We start from the raw sequence: 24331 nt of genomic DNA on the forward strand, positions 1-24331 counted from the left end.
AATGAAATTCGTAAAAATTGCTCTTATCATTGCGGTAATTGCACTGGCATTATTCGCCGCTAAACAAACAGGTATTCTTGAGATCATCACGGATATTAAGAGCCTTCAAGAGTGGATTGCAGGCTTTGGTGCGTGGGGCTATGCCGTATTTGTCATCGCATTTGTCTTCGCTTGTGTTTTCTTACTTCCTGGTAGTGCATTTACCATAGTTGCAGGTATTGTGTTTGGCCCTATCAAAGGTGGGATCTTAGCGCTGTTTTCTGCGACATTAGGTGCTGTTGTTGCATTTATCGTTGCTCGTTTTCTACTTCGCAGTACTATTATGAAGAAGTTTGGCGACAATCCAATGTTCAAAAAAATTGATGATGGTGTAGCAAAGAACGGAACAAGTTTCTTAATTTTGACGCGTTTAGTTCCTGTGTTCCCATTTAGCTTACAAAACTATGCTTACGGCTTAACTAGTTTGAACTTAAGCACTTATGCGTTGGTCTCACTTGTAACAATGGCTCCAGGTGCATTCATTTTCGCTTATATGGCTGGTGATATTGCAACTAACGGAGTCTCTGCAATGTTGTTGGTTAAATTTGCAGTTGCAGGTTTAATCCTATTTGGTATGTCTCTTATTCCAAAATACATTGCAAAGAAAAAAGGCATCAACATGGAAGAATTAGCGAAGTAATATCGCTCCATTCTACTAAATTTAACGTTAGATATGTTGATATAGCAGGGATAGTAATTGTTTAAATCTATTATCAAATTAAGATGCATAATAGAGATAGATAACTTACTATCCCTTTATTGTTACTTCGACGTAACAAATTCTTTTTACTGTATGATTACACGGGAAAATTTATGATATACCGCACAAGCCGATCTAAAGTTAATTAAGATGTTACGAGTTCTATATATCCTCATTATTGTAATTTGCATTCTACCAACTTTACCTGGCTTACTGGGTGTGGCACTGTCTGCGTTTGGTTATATTCCTCCGCTTGGTATGCATAATTTTTCCCTTTCAGGCTTTGCTATGGTGTTTGATTGGCAAGGTGTATGGCGATCAATAAGTCTTACGGTTTACTCAGCTATTGCTAGTAGCTATCTCGCATGCTTAATCTCGTTTTCTATTTTACAAGCAACATGGGGTACTCGACTTTGGCGTAAAATCGAACTCTCCCTTTCCCCTTTATTAGCTATGCCACATATCGCTTTTGCAATCGGCTTTGCCTTCTTATTTGCTCCAACCGGCATGGGCATAAGGGCACTGCACAGTTTATTTGGCTATGATCCTGGCATGCAAGGCGTCAATGATGCCGTTCTATTAATTAAAGACCCTCACGCGCTTGGTCTAATTATTATGCTGGCTCTAAAAGAAGTACCATTTTTACTCTTAATGAGCATTTCTATATTAGCGCAACTTAAAGTCACTCAAATAGAGAAAGTCAGTGCTTCATTAGGTTACAGTAAAAACCAAATGTGGTGGAAATGCATCTTGCCACAATGGTTTGCAAAACTTCGCTTTCCAATGTTAGCGGTGATAGCTTATAGCCTATCCGTTGTGGATGTTGCTCTGATCATTGGCCCTACAAATCCACCAACCTTTGCCGTGTTAGTTTGGCAATGGTTTAGTGATCCTGACTTAACTTTATTACCACGAGCTGCTGCTGGAGCTGTGATTCTATTTGCTATTGCTTCGCTCTTAATTGCATTTGCTCGTTTAGTTGAATGGACACTTACCAAAGGAATAAAGTGTTGGCAATTTTCAGGTCGATACGGGATATCACTACCTGGTAAATCTTTATTTATCACCCTAATTTCACTAACCATTTTGATGGTCCCACTGATAATAATGTGGAGCTTTGCACAACGTTGGCGCTTTCCCGATCTTTTACCAAGTAGATATAGCAATCATTTTTGGCAACTCGAATGGGGCAGTATTGTAAGTACGATTAATCAAAGTCTAATTATCGCAGTGGTCACCGCTACGATTACACTGGTACTTGCACTGTTAGCTCATGAATATCGTATCAAATACAAATGGCAAATTCCGGGCTATGTTATTGCGATTCCAATGCTTATTCCGCAGCTTTCCATTTTATTTGGCTTACAAGTCGTTACGCTATACTTAAGCAGTGATTCATATTTACTTTGGGTTTGTTGGGCTCATGTCTTTTTCGCTTTCCCATTTGTTTACCTTGCACTTGATGGACCTTGGCGAAGTTTCGATACAAGGCTTACTCGCGCAGCCCTCAGTCTTGGAAAGTCACCACTGCAAGCGTGGTTAAAAGTTAAAATGCCAATTCTTCTGCCTGCAATCGTATTTGCGTGGGCGGTAGGTGTTAGTGTCAGTCTAGCTCAATATTTACCGACACTTATGCTAGGAGCTGGACGAATTAATACTATAACAACCGAAGCGGTGGCTCTTTCAAGTGGATTTGATCGCAGAGTCACTGCTATTTATGCAATTTGGCAGGCTTTATTACCGTTAATTTTCTTTTCCATTGCGATTATTTTCAGCCGTGTACAAGGCAAATATCGCCGTATTTCAACCTAAAGGTTACTCACAAATGTGTCTTGTTCTCGACAATCTCACTATTACAAAAAACAATAGTGACGCCTTATTTACTTCACTTAACATGAGCGTGAGAAGAGGTGAAATTCTGACTCTTATGGGGCCTAGTGGCTGTGGAAAATCAACCCTGCTAGATGTTATTGCAGGTCATCTTTCTGAAGAATTTTCTTACTCAGGTAGTGTGATGCTCGACAGTGTTGATTTAAGCCAACTACCGGCCCACAAGCGTAATGTAGGAATACTGTTTCAAGATGACTTACTTTTTCCTCACCTATGCGTATGGGAGAACTTGGCTTTTGCTTTACCAAACTCAATTAAAGGCAGTGAGCGAAAAATACAAGCTATGCAAGCGCTAGAACATATCTCTCTCGTTAAACTGGCTGAGTCATTTCCTGATCAAATTTCAGGAGGCCAACGAGCTCGGATTAGCCTTACTCGAATGTTACTTGCTAAGCCCAAAGTCGCTTTACTTGATGAACCATTCAGTAAACTTGATAAAGACTTACGTATTCAATTTAGAGATTGGGTGGTAGAGCAACTTAAAGAGGCCAATATTCCAGCCTTAATGGTAACTCATGACAAAGAAGATGTTCCACAAGGAAGCCGAGTATTAACTTGGCCATGGAAGATGAATCATGCTTGATAGTTTTAGTATAAAAGTGATCCGCTGGCCACTTGCGCAAAGTGCCAAACTGGTTGATAAATTAGGTGTTACTGCCAATCAAACCACCTTATTTGGCTTCTTTTTAGGCTGTTTGGCGTTTCCTGCGCTAATTACAGAGCATTACCTAGTAGCCTTGGTGTTTATTGTACTCAATAGAGTGTGTGATGGATTAGATGGTGCATTAGCGCGGATTCAAGGCATTACTGATGCGGGAGGTTTTTTAGATATTAGCCTCGATTTTCTGTTCTATTCTTTAATTCCTTTTGGTTTCGTATTAGCTAATCCAGAACAAAATGCGGTGGCTGGTGCTTTTTTAATTTTCTCCTTTATTGGTAGCGGCAGTAGTTTTCTTGCTTTTGCAGTTATGGCAAGTAAACAAGGCATTGATAATCCAGTTTATAAGCATAAATCACTTTACTATATGAGTGGCTTAACCGAGGGAACAGAGACTATTGGCTGCTTTATCGCTATTTGTTTGTTCCCTGCTCATTTCGCCATTATTGCTTATATCTTTGGTGCTGCTTGTTGGTTTACTACCTTTACTCGGATCTACTCTGGTTTCCACACCTTGAAATCCTAGTTCAGTAAATATTCTAAAAAAATAATAAAAAACGGATGGTATCACTACCATCCGTTTTTATTTTACTCTGATTTTTAGTGGTGTTTTAACGCAGACTAGATAGCCCAACCACCAACATAAAATACAATCAAAGCAATCGTAATTGAAACAATACCCACGTTTAATTTCTTAAACTCACCTGCAAAAATACGGCCAACAACTAGAGTAGTAAAGCCAATCATAATGCCTGTTACGATGTTTGCTGAAAGAATAATAAATACCGCACAAACTAAGCCAGAAAGCGCATCAACAGAGTCTTCAAAATCTAACTTCGACACGTTACTTAGCATCAGTAAGCCAACGTACATCAATGCAGGTGCCGTTGCGTAAGTAGGTACTAAGTAACTCACTGGCGATAAGAAGATCATCACTAAGAACAACACACCAACAACTGTCGCAGTTAAACCTGTTTTACCGCCCGCAGCCGTGCCAGCTGCTGATTCGATGTAAACTGCCGCAGGTGCACCACCAACAAGACCAGCCACCATTGAGCTTGCAGAGTCTGCCGTCAAAGCTTTACCGCCATCAATGATCTTACCGTCTTTATCTAATAAGTTCGCTTGGCCTGCTAACGCACGAATTGTACCTGTCGCATCAAATACGGCCGTCATAACCAAAGCAATAACAACAGGAAGAATCGCAGGTGTTAATGCTCCCATGATGTCCATAGAACCGATTAATGAGCTGCCATCTGCTGTTTCTAAACTTGGTAGCGCAAAGAACCCGTTGTAGGTTACGCTTGGATCAAAAATCAAACCGATAATTGAGATAGCGACAATCACCAATAAAATACCACCGGGTACACGCTTTTTCTCTAAACCAAAGATAGCAGCAAGACCTAGTACCGACATAATTACAGAGAATGACTTAATATCTCCCAACATGATAGGAAGACCTGCGTGTGCATTTTTAACAATCAGACCAGTACCATCCGCTGCAATAAGCAATAAGAAAAGACCAATACCAATACCTGTACCGTGAGCAATACCTGATGGTAAGTTATTTAGAATCCACTGACGAACACCTGTTACCGTAATAAGCGTAAACAAAGCACCCATAATAAATACAGCACCAAGCGCAACCGGAATACTTACGCCTTGCCCTAATACCAGACTAAACGCAGTAAATGCCGTTAATGAAATAGCACAGCCAATCGCCATTGGAAGATTTACCCATAACCCCATTAGCAATGAACCAAATGCCGCCACTAAACAGGTAGCAACAAATACAGCACCGGTATCAAACCCTGCGGCACCTAACATGCTTGGCACAACGATAACCGAGTAAACCATCGCTAAAAATGTCGTTAGACCTGCGATCATTTCAGTTTTCACGCTGCTTCCACGTTCAGAAATTTTAAAAAAGCCATCAAGTTTTTTATCTAAATTAGATTGTGGTGCCGTACTCTGTACATTGTCCTGCGACATTAGAACATTCCTTAAAATAGGTAACCGTAAGTGGAGTTAATTTTCTGCGCGCATTTTTGCATAAACTGAGAGAAATATAAATAAGCAATCGTTACCGTCTCAGTATTGCAATGAATTCCTGTAAAATATTCTAATTTTTTATAACATCTTAAAATCTGATCCTAACCTTCAAATAAACGAGCTTTTTAAAGCCCACTTATAACTTCTATCTTATCTGTGTCATAATTCATCTCCTACAAGTCTGTATTTAAAGGGAAGAAAATGACTGCTACTGCTTATCTTAATGACTTAAACCAACGTTATTTATCAATTCATCGCACCAAAGAAAACTTCTTTTGGGACACCTATATGGGCCTAAGTGATGATCATCAGGGCTCAACAGAAGCCGAGACTGCATGGACTAAATTTTTAAGTAATGCAGAGCAAATTACTGCAATTAAAGAACAAATCGCTCTTGTTGACACAATAGAAAATATCGAAGAAAAAAAACAAACTCTTATTGGGTTAACGGGGTGGTTAGCAACGTTTGAATCTCATGCAATTGAATCTGAACAAGCTCAAACTCTAAAGTCAGAATTAATTAAGTTTGAAGCTGGGCTGTTTGAGAAAAAACAAAAACACACCATGACGTATGTAAACGAAGAAGGCAAAACGGTTGAAGGCTCTCTTCCTGTGCTCGCTTCTGTTGTTCGCACTAGCTCTGATGAAAATACCCGCCAGTCTGCACACCAAGCGTTTCTTGGCTTAGAGCAATGGCTATTACAAAACGGATTTATTGAATTAATTAAACTTCGTAATCAATTCGCACGATCTCAAGGTTTTAATACTTTTTTTGATTACTCGGTAACCAAAAAAGAAAAAATGAACGCAGATGAATTATTTTCCATCTTAGATGATTTTGAAATCCGAACTCGTGATTGCAACCAAGCCAGCTTAAATCAATTAGCTGCAGATAAAGGCGATAATGCGTTACTGGCTCATAATTTTGTATTCTCGTTTGCTGGCGATGTTATGCGTGAGCTAGATCCTTATGTTCCGTTCTCAAAATCATTACGTCGTTGGGTAGAATCCTTTGGCCGTTTGAACATTGAATTCTCAGACGCAGAGTTAACCCTTGATTTATTGGATCGTAAAGGCAAATACCCAAATGGTTTCTGTCATGGTCCTATCCCTTCTTTTTACGATGAAAAAGGTGAATGGGTTGCTGCAAAAGTTAACTTCACGAGTAACGCTAAACCAGACCAAATAGGCAGTGGTTATGATGGTATGAACACCTTATTCCATGAGGGCGGGCATGCTGCACATTTCTCTAATGTAAAAATGAATGCACCGTGTTTCTCACAAGAGTTTGCACCAACATCAATGGCGTATGCTGAGACGCAATCCATGTTCTGTGACAGCCTACTAGAAGATGCTGATTGGTTAAAGCAATATGCGCTCGATGCCAATGGTAATTCAGTTCCTGATTCAATCATCAAAGCGATGATCGACAGCAAGCAACCTTTCCGAGCATATCAAGAACGCAGCATTCTCGTTGTTCCTTATTTTGAGCGAGCGCTTTATCAATTAACAGATGAAGAGTTAACACCAGAAAACATTACAGCACTGGCTCGTGCAACAGAGAAGAAAATTCTTGGCCTAGCGTGCAGCCCACGCCCATTAATGGCGATCCCACACTTGGTTTCTGATGAAGCCGCTTGTGCGTACCACGGTTACTTACTCGCGCACATGGCGGTATATCAAACTCGTGCTTATTTCACTGAGAAGTTTGGCTACTTAACCGATAACCCTAAGATTGGTCCATTATTAGCAAAACATTATTGGAATGCCGGTAACAGCGTTAGCCATAATGAGTCAATTATTGCTTTAACTGGTGAAGGTTTTAACGCAAAGTATCTCGCTGATAAGTGTAATTTATCGGTTGAAGATGCATGGAAATCGGAGCAAGAGAAGATCGCAGAATTAGCTTCTCGAAGTCAAGCTGAGGTAGCACCACTAAACGCCTCTATCACTATTATTGATGGCGCTAAAACACTAGCAAGTAATACAGATTCAAACGCAAAAATGTGTGATGAATTTGAGGCCTATATTATGGAAACATACGGTCGTTAATATAGATAAGTAATCCGTTTATCATCACATCATGGTAAACGGATTATCTCACAATACCGGCATTATAATACTTGGTGAGTTTCTGAAGCGTATTTAATGAAAATAGGATTGTCTTTACTGTCTTGATTTTCTGGACGCCACAGTCCTTCTTCTATCCCTTTCACAATTAAGTGAATAACAGCAGAATCAATCGCTGACATTAAGGCGATATTTACAGGCTCGTTATTGGTATAACCTAGCTCAACCTCTAACAGCTCTTTGTAATCTACAAATCGAAAAGCACCTGCTGATACTTCATAAGACAATATGGTTTTACTCGTTGTAACACTCGTTAAAATTTTACCACTACGAACATCAACAGCTCGAATATTTACGGTAACTTGATCCGCTCTATATTGTCCTGAACCTCCAATACCTAAGTATCTAGCCCCTGCACCACCTGTTTTTATATTTGAATCATACGCTACGATTCCTCCCTCAATCATGACATTTGCAGATAATAAAGATGGAAGCGTAGAACCATGATTAGAAATAGATTCTTGCTTTTTTTGAGCCGCTCTAATAATTTTCCTTTCCGTTAATAAGTTTTGCAATCCTTGACGTTCTAGCGGATGAAACCATTCAGAATCCAGTAGTGCCATTGTTAAAAGCGCTGTCCCACCTTGCGGTACCGCCGTTGAGAAGTTACTGTTTGGTTGCGGTTTATACTGTCCCGTTTGATCTCTAAAATCATATACGGAGACAAAAATTTTCCCTCTTGGTTTAGGTAAAGAAATAAGATCTACATAGCTTGCACCACGCTGCATTAATGTTGGCGATTCTGACGTTTCAGGCACGTCAATAGAATTAGAACAACCCGAAATAATAAAAAGTAATAATAATATTGAATATTTCATTGCTGATTCCTTAGCTTAGAAATTAATCGGGAGTAAGACCACTCACTTGTATTTCTGAGGTTTCACCGGTTTCTTTGTCTACAATCTGAATCAGTAAAGCGCCAGAGTCATCAACAATGTTTAATATAAAATCATCAGTAATAAGCTGTCCTGTATTACCATTACCTACATCCGCTAATAGCTGACTTATTAAACGAGACTCCAAACTAGAAGTTAGGCGATCTAGCGCCGATTCTTGCTCAAATAATGAATCATCTTGTGGACCTTTATAATCATTAATCGCATTAGCACCAGCAAAAAGGTGCGATGTATTTAATGGATTTCCACCAAAATTAGGATTTACAGGTGTATACACTAATTCACTGGCTTGGCTTAATGGTATAAAACTAGCTATTATGATGAAAAATATATTCCTTATGGCCATGCTTAACCCCTTAGATCTCAGGAAGTTCAAGATCATATGTGTCTCTAAATAATTTCTCGGTTTGCCATTTTATGATGTATTGATTTACGGCCTCTATCGCTTGCTCCGCTTTTTCATCTGCTTGTCTTTGCCCTGGAGAAAGCGCTCCTCTATAAACCACTTTATCAAAATGATAAACCCCTATAATGCTGCCAGATAAGGCCGTTGGCCTCTCTTTTACTGTCAAATTAACATCTATATCGTCATATTTGCTGTTCATTTTCATGGAAAAAGCAAAATAAAAATCTCGGCCTAATCGAGTTAATGTTCGGTCAATGATCAACCCTTCAATCTCAATTAAGTCATCAGACTCATCCACCTTATTGGTTTCTAATGGTGTTTTGGATTCGAGAGTATCTTGATCGTTTGATGCATTAGAAAACAATGACGTAAAGAACAACAACATGATTAAGAATATCGAGAAAAATCTCATAAAAAATCCTCTTTAAAATCAAATCCTTTGGCCCACATCATTGCTTGTAATCTGTTTTTCACATTTAATTTTCTAAATATATTATAAAGGTGTGTTTTAACGGTATTTTCACTAACATAAAGTTCCGTTGCTATATCTATATTTGATGCACCTAATGATAATAATTTTAATATCTCTTTTTCCCGTCCAGTTAAAGATACCGATGTCGCTAATATTCCATTTTGTTTTTCTCGATATGAAAATATAATTTCCTTAGTAATTTCTCTACTAAGCCATATTTCACCGTCCATTATTTTCCTAACACCTTGCGAAATAACATCAATATTATCAGTTTCATAAAAGGCGCCTACCACATTCGGATACTTCATTATATCTTTAGATATATTTGAACTTATCACATTAAAAAGAATTTCTTTAAAATTAAACTTTTTTTGAGAAATAATAGATAAATAATGCTTATATTTTTTATCTGTTTGATTTTTTAAATCTAAGATAATAAAAACATCATCATTAGACTCTTCCATCGTACTTAATTCATCAAAACTTAGCGATACTATATTCATACAAGATGATTTTTCTATTAAATCAACAAGTAATGAGGAATATAAAGTTTGGCATGATGATAGATAATAAAAGTTCATATCTAACCTCCCCGATGAATGTTATTTAAAACTAGTTCTACAGATTAAATATATCCAGTAAATAAGTAGTAAACTAATGATTATTTCCACCACTGTCTCAGTTCTAAGATAACAATAAGAGCAATAAAAGCAGGGGTCCTAATACTTTAGTTTGCTTTTATTTATTCAAAATATCATGAAAAAGTTCATGGTTGTTATTTCTTTAAAACCCATACTTTTTAGGTAACAAAAAATACATTCATAAAAAGAGAGGGATACTGATATGATAAAATTATCAGTAAGTTATCTCTATTTATTACTAGCTGTAAGTAGTTATACCTATGCAAATGGTGATCTAGGAATTAATGAATTTAATGCTCCAGATGAATTGACTCTATTATCTGAACTAAACACTGGTCACGATAATAATGCCATCGTTGAGCTTACCAATTCGACTAATTCTCGGGTAATTATTTTACAGCATAACGTGAATGGAGCAGGAAGTAACAAAGCTAAAGTACAACAAGCAGGTTACAACAATAATGCCAATATAGTACAGCTTGGAAGCAATAACACAGGCCTAATCTCCCAAAATGGAACAAATAATAGTGCTTCTCTTGAGCAATGGGGTACAAACCATGAAGGCGCTATTTTACAAAATGGGAATGACAATATAGCTCATTTAACACAAACGGGTAACGGTAAACAAAATGTAGTAAATCAGACAGGTGATTCAAACATTGCAGCGGCAGTAAATAAAAATAATGGAGCAGGTTTTTCCATTAATCAAACTGGCAATCAAGGAATTATCTTAGTCAATGGTATGGATAGATTTATATCCATCATAAATTAAAGTATTTCAAGGAAGTTTATTATGAAAAATCTAGCTATCGCAATCTCAACCATCTTACTTTCTGGTGCGGTATATGCCGGAAACACTGCCGATGTTGAATTAGTTAACGCTGATGATAACACTGTGAATATTTTCCAAATGTCACCAGCACTAGGTAATGATGCTGACGTATTAATTAAAAACTCAGATGATAATAACGTTGATGTTTATCAAATGGGCCGTCATAACGATGCTGTCGTTAGAGCTCGTAATAACAGTGATGACAATACATTACTTGTCGAACAACAAGGTCGACACAACGATGCTGTAGTAAAAGCTCGTCGTCATAGTGATGACAACAACCTTGCTGTAGAGCAACAAGGTCGTCGTAATTTCGGTAAAATTGAAGCATACGACAGTGATGATAACATGGCACTGATTGACCAAGATGGACGCCATAACGATGCTCTAATTGATATGGATTACTCTGATGGCAATATGGTTAATACTATTGAACAAGATGGTCGTCGAAATGATGCGGCTATTTATCTAGATGGTGCCGATGATAATGCGAGTAATACCATTGTACAAGATGGTCGTCGAAATGATGCAACCATTGGTATTTATGGTGGCTCTAATAATGATTCTCTTGCCATTGTACAAGATGGTCGCCGAAATGACTCAACGATTAGTGTTTATGGTGGTTCAGGGAATACTGCTTTAACTAACATCGATGGTCATGATAACGAGACTTATACTGCCTTTTATGGTGGTGCATCGAATAATGACACTGAAATCCTACTAGAAAATGGAGCACTAGAAAATACAGTTTACGCCGTTGTTGTTGGCGGAAATGATAATGAGGTAGATGTACTGATTGATGCCAGCCACGATAACTTCGCGATGGTTAATCAATGGGGTAATGATTCTGATGCAACCATTAACCTAGTTAATGATTCTAACAGTAACTTCATTATGATTAATCAAACTAACAACGATTCAGCGACTGTTATGGCAGACAATAGTAGTGGTAACGGCGTGTTTATTACACAATTCTAATTCCATGTTGATAAGTTAATATAATTAAAATCCCTATCTATTTTTGATAGGGATTTTTATTGTAGAAGCATTAATGATGTTTAATCCAAATACAATTGGTGAATTAAACGAGCCTGTTCTAATTGATCAATAGTTCCATTATCGGTCAACAATTGCTGCTCTTTTAATATATTAATTAAATCTGCCGGCACAGAATCTCCATTACCAATAATTTCTACGTGACCTGCCTGTACCGTTACCAAATCCGTATTAACACTATTATCTACCTGATTATTTGATTGCTCATTGACGCTGAATACATAATCATCTTCAAGGCAAACACCTTCATCATTGGTTCTTCGGCACGAATTACGTTCATCTGTTTTGATAACTAAATGTTGAGATACAGAAGAGACAAGCTCTCCCGGTTTTTCAATAAAGTCAGCATTAGGTGGGATCTGTTGGTACTTCTCTCCAGTCACTGCATAACATATTAAATCAACAATCCCCAAAGACAAGATCCGTAAAGAAGTCATACCGCAATGCGACGATATTTCAATGCCATTAAATGGGGAAGAGACGGTGGTAAGTTGCAGCTGTTTTGTGATGACTTTTTTCTCATCTTCTCTATCTACTGTAAGTGCTCTACGAGCTACCAATCCACCTTGGCTATGGCCAATAATATGCAGAGGTTGTTCAGGGTTTTCATCTGATAATTGATTTAAAGCAGAAACAAGCTCGCCAGAGGTTTCTTCTAAACTCTTTCTGTCATCATATTCAAAACAGATAGCTTGTTGATCATATAAACCATAAACATCCGCTAAGGTTTTAAATTGGCCAGCAGAAGCGAAACAACCATGAACAATAACCGTTAATGGCTCATCTGGATTCAAGTGAATACTATTATCACTCGTATTGTTACAATGCTTTAAGCCGTCAATCTGTAAGGTTTGTTTGGTCAACATGGTTGATTCTTTAACCCTATCAATATCATTGACTAAAGCTGACGAACAACCAACAAGGCCGAAGAGTACTCCAACGCTGGCACATCGTAAAAAGTCCATTTGATTCATTAAGTTCATCCATAAACACAATATAAAAATATAATAGAGTATTTCTCGTTCCATTATTACCCTTATATAAAGAACATTGACAAACTATTCGACTCCTCTCTCTTGTTATTACCACTGATCCACGCCAATGAAGACCAGCTAATAGCACAACAATTCTAAGTTAGGGTGCTAAAGTCACCCTATTTTTTATTCCCCCTCTTTAAATGATAAATATCCATTGACAGATTGTAAAAAACGAGTATTTTCAGTGAGGTAAATTATTTGAAGTTAATCGCAAATAAATATAGTAGAAACAATACTTTTTTACATTAAAAAGTCATAAATCACACAAAATACCTATTTAACTAGCGCTTATTTCACTTCCATTAAAAACTTTTATCCGTACACTAACCGACCTATTTACAGTTAATGTTTTGTAACATAAAAAATGACTCGAAACCATACATCAGGATTCACTTTAATTGAGCTAATTGCTGTCATTATTTTGCTCTCAATCATATCAATTAGCGCAAGTAGCTATTTCTCTGGAATTAGTAGCGTTTCGGCACACACATTACAAACTGAATTACTACGTTCATTACGCTTAACTCAAACTCGCGCCATGAATAGAAACGGTTACTGTAACCGGTGGCTAATTAATTCAAACCGAGCTCAACAAGTTAGCCTTGATAAAGAAGAACAATGCTCTACATCATTCCCTAATGCTCAAGGTAACACTGAGTATCTTGAAAACGAAGACATCACCTACGTTGCTATTTTAGAAAAACAAAATGCCTACTTCGCCTTACAGATAGGGAATCAATACAATGCACTAGCAACACCTTTTGCTTTTGATTTTGATGTAATGGGACGAGTAATGCAGTGCAAAAACACAACTTGTGAAATTTTCATTAATGCTAAGTCACAAACTAAAATCTGCATTGAAAAAGAAGGATATATTCATGCTTGCTAAACACCAAAAAGGATTTAGCCTGGTTTCAATTGTTCTCTCAATTGTTCTAATGAGTTTTGCCTTAATTATCATAACCACCTCACTCGTTCCTCGTTCACAACATAATGCTGAACTAATGTATTCAACAAAAGCCGCTGAACTTGGTGCTGCGGTAATGGATGAAATTGTAGGTCGCCAATTTGACCAGAATAGTGGCCCTAATGGGGGCTTGCCTGTATGTGAACCTACTACTTCTTGTACCCCTCCAGGCGACCGTCTTGGTGAAGACGGAGATAAAGAAAAAGGCAATCGAACACTCTACAACGATGTTGATGACTTTAACCGCTTAACTGGATCTGTAAAAGATGTGTTAGGCAATGATTTAGCAGGTATCTACCCTAACTTTTCTATTTCTATTGAGGTTTTCTACGACGCTAATTTAGATGGAAAACCGGATGCTATCAGCGGAAACTTAAAGCGTATAGTTGTCGATGTAATAGACCCATCTGGTCAGCATTACGCTTTTTCAGTAATTCGAGGTAATTTTTAATGAAACGCTCCCTTGGATTTACTCTACTTGAAATGATTGTTTCAATTGTCTTATTGGCCGTCGTTGGGCTTTCTCTCAGCGCGATTATTCAGCACAGCATGTCTATTTATGCCGATACCACTACCCGTGAAGAGTTGCTATTACAAGGCCGTTTTGTCACAGAGCGTATGCACAAAGAAATTCGTGATGCCGTACCAAACAGCGTACAAATCAACCAAACAACACAATGCATTGAATGGTTACCAATCACCAATACCGCGGTCTATGAGGCATTACCGTTAGCACCAGAATCTGCAAATACGATGAGAGTATTACCAGAGCATGGTTTTGTTCAATCAGAGCGCGTGGTTATTATGCCAATCAATGCTCAAGACTTACTTGATGATATACCAAGCAATGGCGTAGATCGTGTCGCTGAGATTAAAAATAACATCGACTTTACTCCAGCTCCTGAAGCTACAACCGTAGAAATTGAGTTTACTCAAGAAACCAGTTTTACGGCAAACTCCCCTGCCCATCGCTTATTTGCTTACAAAACCCCTGTGGCTTATTGCTTAGAGGGGAGTCAATTATATCGTTATGCAAATTATCCGCTGTCTCGCAGTGAACTTTCTCCTGCTGAATTAAGCATAGGAGATCGTGAAATAATGGCTGAAAATATCAAAAGTGTGCAATTTGATGTTGAGCAAGCTTCTCTCGTGCGTAATGGCTTAGTAAAACTGCAATTTATCTTTAGTGATAATAATGAAGAAGTGAGGTTGGATCATGATGTCCTTATCGCAAACACGCCTTAGTCGTCATAATGGCTCAGCACTTATTCTTACTATTTTCGTTATCGTTATTGTTGGTTTTCTGGCTCTTATGGCAGCGAAAAACCAACAGAAAATGAGTACGCACATTGTGACTTCTATTATGGGTACGCGAACTAATATGGCGGCACAATCTGGTTCTCAAATTGAAATCAGCCGTTTCTACATGGATAAATCAGGTAGTTGTTTTACTACTGATAATCCAGCAAGTACTTATACATTTAAAGGCGAAGGCTTATCGCAATGTACAGCAAAAGTAAAATGTACACCTATTGGCAAACTAGATTCAGGCAGAGCTGTATATAACCTAACAAGTACAGCAACATGTAAATTTGGAACCACCACCTTACAACGTATTATTGAAGTAGGTATTCGCAGTGATGACTAAACTTTTCTCTCGCTCACTCATTATTTCAGCTTTTAGCTTATGTTTGATGCCACTGAGTGCATTTGCTTTTCCGACCATTAATCCAAATACTTACTTTCCGGGGATTGCACAAGGGCACTCAATGAAATGCTCTAATCCAAAGCAGTTAACCATGTATAACGATGCCAAAATCGAGGGTACTCAAGGCCATAGCTTAGATTTTTGTTCAAGTATTAGTCATTACGAATTACCTGATGATAGTTGCGATAATGGTAATGGAGGCTATCATCAATGCTCAATCACAGGAAACAATGTTCCAGCCCTACCGTTACCTTCTTTTCAATTAGGTAATTCAAAAAAGGATCAAACGTGTGACTCTGGAGTACTGACTCTTAATAATAGAAAATATAGAAATATAACAATCCGAAACACCTGTGATGCCAATATACCAACTCATAGTGGTACAACGTATATCCATAAACTAACGCTTGAAAGTACAACTATTACACTAAATGCTGGTGACTATTGGGTCGAAAATTTATATATGTTTGGATTTGCAAACATTAACGTGACAGGCAATGCACGTTTATTTGTAAAAAATGACATTGAATTAAACAACGATGCAAAAATAACAAAAACAGGAAACGGCTCACTTTTCGTTGTTGGCTATGATGATATTTCCCTCCACGATAATAGCTATATCGAAGGCTATGTTTATGCGAATGATAAACTCACATTAAACAACCAATCTCATATTGATGGTCGAGCTTCTAGCCGAAGTTTATTTATGGAAGGTGATGCCTATATAAATAAAACACTAACGCCTCCACCAACACTTCCATCCGCAGCGTTATCCCTGCGCTTAGACGAAGACTCGTGGAACGGTTCGATTGGCGAAGTGAAAGACAGTTCTGGCAACGGCTATGACGGTATCGCTATCAATAACCTTGTTCCTCAAAAAGGCAACCCCGCCCTGCCTATTGATGTAGCTAAGATGGGAACCTGTGGCTATGGCGCATTTAATAAATCACAGCAACAATACATTGAAGTTCCTAATAACAATAAGCTGTCTAATGAAGATACCATTACGGTCGGCGCATGGATAAACCCAAGCTCATACCCTTCTAGCAATCACCTTAATACCATTGTCTCGAAAAATGGTAACTATGAATTTCATTTAAACTCATATGGCCAAATAAATTGGTATTGGGAGTTAAAAAACTCTCGCTATCCTATGAATCTAACAACGACACAAAGCATTCCAAAAAACCAATGGTCGCATGTTGCTATTCGTTATAACGCTCATGATAGAAATAAAGCCTCGATTTTTATTAATGGCGAAAAAGTAAAATCCATTACTGAAGACATCTCTCCACTAAAGCACTTACAGGTAAATAATCAGCCACTACAGGTAGGTAATGATTATGATTTAACTCGTACTTTTAATGGCTTAATTGATGAAGTAAACGTATTTGATCAAGCCTTATCAGACGACCAAATTGAGCAGTTATATGAACTACGTCATCCATGTCCTGATGTAGTTTTACCTACCTGTTATGAAGATAATTTTAATAACGGTAATTTAGATAGCAATTGGGTAACTAGCTCTAGTAGTGGCAGTTATATTCCTAAAATAATCAATGGTCGATTACAATTAACTCAAGCAAGAAGAGCACAATCAACAGCTTCTTCTTATCAATATTTATACCCTGCTCTTGGTAACAAGATAGAGGTGGAGTTCGATTACATGGCATATGGTGGCAATGGTGCAGATGGCCTTGCTATTGTATTTTCTGATGCTGAAATAACACCACAAGCAGGCGCTTTTGGTGGTCCTCTAGGTTATGGATTTAAGAAAAATTCTGAAGCGGTAAAACCTGGTTTTACTGGTGGTTGGCTTGGTATTGGTTTAGATGAATACGGTAACTATTCAAAAGAAGGTGGTTCAAAAAACCACAACTCTTACTCTACCGCTCAATCCGTTGTACTTCGTGGCTCAGGTCAGCAATATTCGGGCTACAACTACATTGATGGTAATAAGGTCACTCCTGATATTGATAAGAATACAGGAAACAGTAAAACACACCGCTACCGTATTACCATCGATTCAAGGAGTAGTAATACAGCCAATGTAACCGTTGAACGAAGTGTTGAGAATAAAGGAAGTTCTCCTCGGTTTAAAAAAATAATTGGGCCAATCAATATGTTAAGCCCTCAATACAATCAAGATGAAACCCCTGAAAACTTCATCATGTCTTTAACCGGTTCAACAGGGCAGTCGTATAATACTCATGAGATAGATAATTTCAAAGTATGTGCTCTGTATTCAAAACCGATTGGAGAGCAAATTGACCATTTTGAATTTGACCACTCAGGGCAAGGCTCTACTTGCGATGTGTCTAACGTGACATTGCGAGCGTGTGCTGATGCCTCTTGCTCAAGCTTATTTACCGATGAGATTGATGTCACTCTTAATACAAGTAACTTAGGTGCGGATGGTTATTGGCTTGGTGGAAACAATATCACAATGAAAAATGGTATTGCGAACCTGTCCATAGGTAAGCCAACTCAAGGGAATGTGAGATTGAATGTTGATAGCTCATCTCCCTCAACAAAACCATTCAGCAACACCTTATGCAGTATCAATGGTGGTTCATTGAATAGCCAAAACTGTACTATCAATTTCAAATCTGAGGGATTAACCGTTACTGTTCCTGATAAATTAGCCAATAAACCCGTGACAGCAACCATTAAAGGCTGTGGTAATTCCTTCACGGGCACAAAGAACATTCAATTATGGTCTGATTATATTTCACCAAGTAAACAGAATATTATTGGTTCGCCAAGCCTATATGGCCTTGTTAATAATTCATGGAATGAGATAGGAAAACAAGAAGCGTCTCCGACTACATTTACGTTAAATTTTGTCAATAATGAGGCTCAAATTACGTTAAATTATATCGATGCTGGGCAACTGCAACTCAATGCTAAATACGCAAAATCGTATAACCAAGATATTGAAGGCAGCGATCAATTTGTCAGTTTTCCTGTTGGCTTAAGTGCGTCAGTAAGCGATAAAAACAATTCCAGTTCTAACAGTCTTTGTCAATCAGAAGACACGAATTGCTCTATTTTTGCTCATGCGGGTGAAGAGTTTAACTTAAACATTAAGGCTCACGCATGGGAGAAGGATAACGATATCAATTTAACTAATAATCCAGTAACTCCAAACTATGCTCAAAATAATTTAATACTAGAGCACGCACTTATTGCACCAGCCCAAAATATTGGTGGCAATACAGGGAATTTATTGGTTAATACTTATGATCATGCTGCAAAACAAGGCAGCACAAATACGTTTAAGCAAAGTATTAGTGAGGTCGGTGTTTTTGATATATCTGTCACGCCACCACCCGGATATCTAGGCAGTAATGCATACCATATTAAAGCAGCGAATACGGGAACTATTGGTCGATTTATTCCGGCGTATTTTAGCTTATCTGCCGAGCAACCTACCATCAAAAATGCCTGTGGTGACTTTACTTACATGGGACAAACATTTGAGTTTGATACCTTACCAACATTAGAGTTAACGCCACTGTCTTACACTGGCGGTCGTTTACAAAACTACAGTATCGGCCAATGGTGGCGCTATAACAAAGAGTGGGATTTTAGAACCTATTCAACTTCACCCTCCAATATTGAGGTGATAGACAGTGACTCACTCTCTATCCTTGGGCTACGCGCAGGCTTTGCTTCTTCTGGTAATGTCGTTAAATTGCCTCTACAGAATAAGGTACAACTGCAAAATGCCAAACTGCGTTATAACAAACCGTTTGATCCGATATCACCAACCAATGACACCATCACTTTAGCGCTTACTGCTGAAGACATCGAAGATCAAGATGGCGTTTGTTATAAGTTAAATGCCACAGGAAATTGCCTGGAGTATGACTTCCCTGCCACGCCAGAACACCGCCAAGAGTGGGGAAGAATAACAATGGAAGATGCCTATGGCTCAGAGTTAAATGCACTTCAATCGAGAATCGAAACTGAATCTTATATTGGTGGCCGTTTCGTACGTAACAGCGACTCTTGTACAAAGCTTAGCTTGTCTGATTTTAGCTTTGATGTCGGTAAAGATCCAAATGCTCTTCCTGTAGGAAAGGGAACAACAGCTGCAAGTTTAACTAGTACCAATATAAATGATGGACTTACAAGCATGGACTTCACGGCACCTGGAAATGGAAATCAAGGGCAAGTTATTCCTACCTTGTCATTAGTTAACCTGCCTTGGCTACAGCAAGACCAAGACAACAATGATTCTTTTGAAAATTTCATTAAAGCAACCATACATTTTGGGATTTATCGCGGAAGTGATCGTATTATATGGAGCCATGAACAAACCAACTAAGTTCATACAGCTAGCCATAATGAATAAGGAAACATCATGAAAGACGATTACAGCTACCCAATTGGAACAAAAGGCCAACCTTGGGGCGAAGCAGAAAAAGCAGCTTGGCTTGCAAGCATGACAGTAAAACGTTCATACCAAGAAGAAGTAGCAACCAAAATTCATGCGCTTTCTGATCGCTTCGATGTCTCTCAATATGGTGCGCTATCGTATGACGAAACACGCTTTCCATTGCTCTGCATTAAAACTCGCCAATGGGATAATGCTAAACCAACGCTATTAATTAGCGGTGGTGTTCATGGCTATGAAACTTCAGGCGTTCATGGCGCACTGCAATTTGTGGACACCAAAGCTGAGCATTACAGCCAATGGTTTAATATTGTCGTTGCCCCTTGTGTTAGCCCGTGGGGTTATGAAGTGATTAATCGTTGGAACCCAACAGCGACCGATCCAAACCGCTCTTTTTATGCTGATAGCCCAGCAGAAGAATCCGCAGGATTAATGGCATTAGTTGCATCACTTGGAACACCTATTTTTGCGCACATTGATCTGCATGAAACGACAGACAGTGATGAAACAGAATTTCGTCCTGCATTAGCTGCACGCGATGGCCTAGAATATATTGAAGGTTACATTCCTGATGGTTTCTACACGGTAGGTGATACAGAAAAGCCAGCAACGGCATTTCAAACAGCAATCATTGATTCTGTTCGTACCGTGACACACATTGCACCACCAGATGAGAATAACCAGATTATTGGCTCTGATGTGGTTCAAGAAGGCGTAATTGAATACCCAACAAAGAAACTAGGTCTATGCGCTGGTCTAACCGATGCAGATTTTGTATCGACAACAGAAGTGTACCCGGACAGCGACAAAGTAACTGCACAAGAGTGTAATGATGCACAAGTTGCCGCCATTGTTGGTGGTATTGAGTATCTATTAGCCCAAAAGTAATAATCTTCCCTCCTAGTTTAGCAAATAGATGATTCGGATCAAAAAGGACACCTTTTGAATGATTCATCTATTTCCTATCAGAATATCGTACACTTAGTAATCACAAGAAAATTAATATATAGAATTATTAATAAATTGTAATACATCCCACTAAAAAACACCCTTACTTACAATATTTATACGATGTAAAAATAAAAAATTCGTATTTTGTTACATTCTCTTAATGGTAAAATGCTTTAAGTAATTATCTAAAAGAGAATCCTTATGTGGAACAAATTAAATAAGTCCATGATGTTTTGCCAAATGATGTTTGGCTTATCATTTTATGGCGTAATGGTTATATTAACTCGCTTTTTCTTAGAAGAACTAAACTACAGCGAAGCTGATACCATGATGGTAGTCGGTGCATTTTCATCAATAGGCCCTTTGTTTGCTATCGCCGGTGGCTTTATTGCCGATAAATTTTTAGGCGCTTACCGCTCATTAACCATTAGCTACCTTGGTTTCTCTGTGGGTTACGCTTTACTTGTCTTAGGCTCATACACCACCAATGTTCCAATGGCATTATGCGGTATTGCATTAGCAAGTTACGGCCGTGGTTTAATGTCTCCTTCTTATCCAAGTCTTTATAAGCGCACCTTTGATACCCAAGAACATTTTGAAAACTGCTACCCTGTAAACTACTCAGTAAATAATGTAGGTGCACTATTGGGCCAGTACTTATTCCCTATGTTTGTACTAGTGCTTGGTTTCCACGGAAGCTTCATGTTATCTGCTATTCTTGCTTTCTTTGCATTAGCGACATTAGTGATTTTCCGTAAATCACTATTAACAGTTGGTGCGGATATTGACCAGCAACCAGTAAGCTCTAAAAAGTGGGCTGCATTTTTAGTTACCTCTACTGCTATGATTGCATTGGTATTCTTCATGTTCTCAAATATGGACATTGGCCAAAACATTGTTTACGCCATTGGCCTTGCCGCTATTGGTTACTTCATTTTCTTGATGATCAAATCTGAGAAATCAGACGCATTAAAAATGGGGACTATCCTTATTGTTACAGCACTGACCACTGCTTTCTTTGTTTACTACGGTCAAATGATGACATCAATGACCATGGTAACCATCAATACGATGCGTGGTGACCTATTCAACCTAATCCCTATCGCACCAGAAGCGTCAATGGCGATGAATCCATTATGGTGTATTGTCGCTGGCCCAATCATTGCGATGACATTTTCTGCGCTTGAGAAACGTGATATTCATTTCTCAACAGCAACTAAAATTGGATTTGCCTTCATTCTAACAGCGATTGCTTTTGGTATTTTAACCATGGCGGTAATGAGCGTGGGCGAAGATGTAATCATTCGTCCTGAAGTGTTCCTATTAATTCACTTCTTCCAAGCGTTTGCTGAAGTTATCGTAGGCAGCTTAGTGGTTGCATTCATCCTGTCTGTAGCACCAAAACACATCGAAGGCTTTTCTGTCAGTCTATTCTCTGTTGCGATGGCGTTAAGTGGCATTATTGGTGCGGTATTCTCAACCTCTATCGCTCAAGAAAAAGGTCAAGTGATCACTCAAGAGTTTGTGCAAACGGTTTATGGCGGTTATTTCCAACTATTAACCATTCTAGCGGTTGTAATGGTTGCTGTTGCTTTTATTGCTTCATTCATTATTCGTAAGATGCTTGAAAGTAGCAAACATGCTGAAACAGCAGAACTAAAAGAACAAGAAGTATAATCTCACCTCTTTTTGAATATTATGGCCTTACTCTGTTCTTTAATAGAGTAAGGCTTTTTTATATCGAGCTACCTATTCAACAATTGCGGGCCCCATCGTTTCAACATTGCTTGAAGTTCTTTTAATTTATAAGGCTTATTCAACGCATCGTCCATTCCTGCTGTAATACACTGCTCTACTTCCATCGACGTCGTCCCCGCTGTAAGCGCAATGATCGGCTTATTATACCCGCTATCTCTTAATTGTTTTGTCGCTTCAAAGCCATCCATTATTGGCATCCGACAATCCATAAATATAACATCAACTTCATTCTTATTTAAAAAATCAATCGCTTGCTGACCATTATCGGCAAACTCAGGAATAATTCCGATTTTGGCTAACATCATCTTTAAAATCGTCTGATTCATCTTAATATCTTCTACTGCCAAAATAGAAAGTTGCTCAATTGAAAAAGAAGAACCAACCTCGTTATCATTAATCCCTTCTTGAACCACTGACTCCTTCAGGGGGATTAATATCAAAAATTCAGAGCCAACGCCTTCCTCACTTGAAAACGAAATATCCCCATGCATAACCGAGACCAAAAACTGACAAATAGATAATCCAAGACCAGTCCCTTCAAACTGCCTGTTGCTCGAATTATCCACCTGAATAAAAGGATCAAAAAGACTCGTTTGCTTATCTTTAGGGATACCACACCCAGTATCTGAAACAATTATCTGTAAAGAATTATCAACCCAAGCAACCGTTAAGATTATCTTTCCTTCTTTGGTAAATTTAATCGCATTACCAATTAGATTTACAATAATTTGTTGAATTCGATCTATATCACCTTGCAACATTTCAGGGAGATTTGGAGTCACATTTACTTCAAAGGCCAGTCTTTTTTCTTCAATTTGGCGAGTGAAAATTTTCTGAATAGTCGATATAAGTCGGCTTGATGCAAAGTTGTCCACTTTAAGATCTAACATTCCAGCACTCATTTTACTGAAATCAAGTAAGTCATTAATAATAACTCTAAGCATCTCACCAGACTGATGTACTGTCTCAAGCAAAGTGCGCTGATATGGGGTAATAACGGTATCTTCCATTAACTCTGCTGACCCTAGCAATCCATTAAGCGGTGTTCTTAGTTCATGGTTTATCATGGCAACAAAGTCACGAGTTGCTTGTTCTGATTTCTCTGCTCTTTGCTTCTCTTTAAGAGTTTCCTCTAATAATTTTTGCCTTTCAAAAGCGGCACTGAGCATCTCTGAAAACAAACCAAACTGATTCTCAATGGTGTCATACCATGTAGAGCTAGGAGGCAGAGTAAACATAACTTGCAACGATCCACATTGCACATCATCTTGATGAAGGTAAACAATCAACTGAGTACACTCGGCATTCCAATCTAAAGAGTGCTTAGATACAGTGAAATCACTAAATTGAATGCTATTATCGGTATAGAAAACACTAATATCATGCTCTTGCGTCACTAGGCTTGAAGAGAGATGAATTGCTTGTATTGGCTCAATATTAACGAGATCTTCAAGTAACTCTTTCAATAGGCCTTTGGTTAATTTTTCTTGCAGTAATCGCTGGCTATACTCCAAAAAAAGAGCCTCAAGATAGCTTTTAAATTTTAATAGAACTACATCATTTTCTGCCTGCTTTTGCACCATAAGTAACGTATCTTCAACCAACTTTTTGGCGCTATAAAGCTCATTACTTTTCTTTTCAAGTAAGGTTTCTGCGGCTTTACGAGCTTGCTTTTCTCTCTGAATTTTCCGATTTAACAGCTCTATCATTTTCTCGCTATCCATCTTTATCTCCTT

General features: G+C 38.3%; 21 protein-coding genes. 14 read left to right on the forward strand and 7 right to left on the reverse strand.

Going from position 1 to position 24331, the window contains the following annotated elements; all coding sequences use genetic code 11:
* Position 1 precedes the first annotated feature (1 nt).
* From PVK71_RS02960 to PVK71_RS02975, 4 genes are all read left to right on the forward strand, one after another.
* On the forward strand, positions 2–679 hold the full coding sequence (locus tag PVK71_RS02960) for a TVP38/TMEM64 family protein (protein ID WP_274417791.1): 678 nt from the start codon (positions 2–4) through the stop codon (positions 677–679).
* 210 nt (positions 680–889) lie between these two features.
* Positions 890–2551, forward strand: a complete 1662-nt coding sequence (locus PVK71_RS02965) for an ABC transporter permease (RefSeq protein ID WP_274417790.1) — start codon at positions 890–892, stop codon at positions 2549–2551.
* Positions 2552–2564: 13 nt separating this feature from the next.
* Positions 2565–3212 carry an ATP-binding cassette domain-containing protein gene (locus tag PVK71_RS02970; protein WP_274417789.1) on the forward strand — a complete coding sequence of 216 codons (648 nt, stop codon included), beginning with the start codon at positions 2565–2567 and terminating at the stop codon, positions 3210–3212.
* Positions 3205–3813: a CDP-alcohol phosphatidyltransferase family protein gene (locus PVK71_RS02975; protein WP_274417788.1), complete on the forward strand. Its 609-nt coding sequence runs from the start codon at positions 3205–3207 to the stop codon at positions 3811–3813. The genes PVK71_RS02970 and PVK71_RS02975 overlap by 8 nt, the downstream gene beginning before the upstream one ends.
* Before the next feature lie 95 nt (positions 3814–3908).
* Here PVK71_RS02975 and PVK71_RS02980 read toward each other — a convergent pair whose 3' ends face one another.
* Entirely contained in the window at positions 3909–5279 is a 1371-nt protein-coding gene (locus PVK71_RS02980) for an NCS2 family permease (RefSeq protein ID WP_274417787.1), read from the reverse strand.
* A 261-nt stretch (positions 5280–5540) separates the two neighbouring features.
* Here PVK71_RS02980 and PVK71_RS02985 point away from each other — a divergent pair, with 261 nt between their 5' ends.
* Positions 5541–7391 (forward strand): M3 family metallopeptidase, encoded by a 1851-nt coding sequence (locus tag PVK71_RS02985; RefSeq protein WP_274417786.1) that lies wholly within the window; start codon positions 5541–5543, stop codon positions 7389–7391.
* A 62-nt stretch (positions 7392–7453) separates the two neighbouring features.
* On the opposite strand, the gene PVK71_RS02990 is transcribed toward PVK71_RS02985, so the two are convergent.
* From PVK71_RS02990 to PVK71_RS03005, 4 genes are read right to left on the reverse strand one after another with little or no spacing between them, the layout of a single operon-like run.
* A complete protein-coding gene (locus tag PVK71_RS02990; RefSeq protein WP_130046755.1) occupies positions 7454–8287 on the reverse strand; it encodes a CsgG/HfaB family protein in 834 nt (277 codons plus the stop codon).
* Between the two features lie 22 nt (positions 8288–8309).
* Positions 8310–8711, reverse strand: a complete 402-nt coding sequence (locus tag PVK71_RS02995) for a curli assembly protein CsgF (protein WP_130043464.1) — start codon at positions 8709–8711, stop codon at positions 8310–8312.
* 10 nt (positions 8712–8721) lie between these two features.
* Entirely contained in the window at positions 8722–9183 is a 462-nt protein-coding gene (locus PVK71_RS03000) for a curli production assembly/transport protein CsgE (RefSeq protein WP_274417785.1), read from the reverse strand.
* Complete coding sequence (locus PVK71_RS03005) at positions 9180–9824, reverse strand: LuxR C-terminal-related transcriptional regulator (protein WP_274417784.1); 645 nt, start codon at positions 9822–9824, stop codon at positions 9180–9182. The genes PVK71_RS03000 and PVK71_RS03005 overlap by 4 nt, the downstream gene beginning before the upstream one ends.
* Positions 9825–10086: 262 nt before the next feature.
* Here PVK71_RS03005 and PVK71_RS03010 point away from each other — a divergent pair, with 262 nt between their 5' ends.
* Entirely contained in the window at positions 10087–10656 is a 570-nt protein-coding gene (locus PVK71_RS03010) for a curlin subunit CsgB (protein WP_274417783.1), read from the forward strand.
* A gap of 21 nt (positions 10657–10677) precedes the next feature.
* Positions 10678–11694 (forward strand): curlin associated precursor, CsgA like protein, encoded by a 1017-nt coding sequence (locus PVK71_RS03015; RefSeq protein WP_274417782.1) that lies wholly within the window; start codon positions 10678–10680, stop codon positions 11692–11694.
* Positions 11695–11774: 80 nt separating this feature from the next.
* Here PVK71_RS03015 and PVK71_RS03020 read toward each other — a convergent pair whose 3' ends face one another.
* Positions 11775–12746, reverse strand: coding sequence for an esterase/lipase family protein (locus tag PVK71_RS03020; RefSeq protein WP_274417781.1), 972 nt, complete (start codon positions 12744–12746; stop codon positions 11775–11777).
* A 427-nt stretch (positions 12747–13173) separates the two neighbouring features.
* Here PVK71_RS03020 and PVK71_RS03025 point away from each other — a divergent pair, with 427 nt between their 5' ends.
* From PVK71_RS03025 to PVK71_RS03055, 7 genes are all read left to right on the forward strand, one after another.
* A complete protein-coding gene (locus PVK71_RS03025; protein WP_274417780.1) occupies positions 13174–13698 on the forward strand; it encodes a prepilin-type N-terminal cleavage/methylation domain-containing protein in 525 nt (174 codons plus the stop codon).
* A complete protein-coding gene (locus tag PVK71_RS03030) occupies positions 13688–14227 on the forward strand; it encodes a type IV pilus modification PilV family protein (protein ID WP_274417778.1) in 540 nt (179 codons plus the stop codon). The genes PVK71_RS03025 and PVK71_RS03030 overlap by 11 nt, the downstream gene beginning before the upstream one ends.
* A complete protein-coding gene (locus tag PVK71_RS03035; RefSeq protein ID WP_274417777.1) occupies positions 14227–15021 on the forward strand; it encodes a PulJ/GspJ family protein in 795 nt (264 codons plus the stop codon). The genes PVK71_RS03030 and PVK71_RS03035 overlap by 1 nt, the downstream gene beginning before the upstream one ends.
* Complete coding sequence (locus PVK71_RS03040; protein ID WP_274417776.1) at positions 14993–15424, forward strand: MSHA biogenesis protein MshP; 432 nt, start codon at positions 14993–14995, stop codon at positions 15422–15424. The genes PVK71_RS03035 and PVK71_RS03040 overlap by 29 nt, the downstream gene beginning before the upstream one ends.
* Entirely contained in the window at positions 15417–19817 is a 4401-nt protein-coding gene (locus PVK71_RS03045; protein WP_274417883.1) for a DUF6701 domain-containing protein, read from the forward strand. The genes PVK71_RS03040 and PVK71_RS03045 overlap by 8 nt, the downstream gene beginning before the upstream one ends.
* A 36-nt stretch (positions 19818–19853) precedes the next feature.
* Positions 19854–20774 carry a M14 family metallopeptidase gene (locus tag PVK71_RS03050; RefSeq protein ID WP_274417775.1) on the forward strand — a complete coding sequence of 307 codons (921 nt, stop codon included), beginning with the start codon at positions 19854–19856 and terminating at the stop codon, positions 20772–20774.
* Between the two features lie 264 nt (positions 20775–21038).
* Entirely contained in the window at positions 21039–22514 is a 1476-nt protein-coding gene (locus PVK71_RS03055; RefSeq protein WP_274417774.1) for a peptide MFS transporter, read from the forward strand.
* Positions 22515–22582: 68 nt separating this feature from the next.
* Here PVK71_RS03055 and PVK71_RS03060 read toward each other — a convergent pair whose 3' ends face one another.
* On the reverse strand, positions 22583–24319 hold the full coding sequence (locus PVK71_RS03060; protein WP_274417773.1) for an ATP-binding protein: 1737 nt from the start codon (positions 24317–24319) through the stop codon (positions 22583–22585).
* Between the last annotated feature and the right edge of the window lie 12 nt (positions 24320–24331).

The organism is Aliivibrio sp. S4MY1 (genome assembly GCF_028765545.1).
Lineage (GTDB): Bacteria > Pseudomonadota > Gammaproteobacteria > Enterobacterales > Vibrionaceae > Aliivibrio.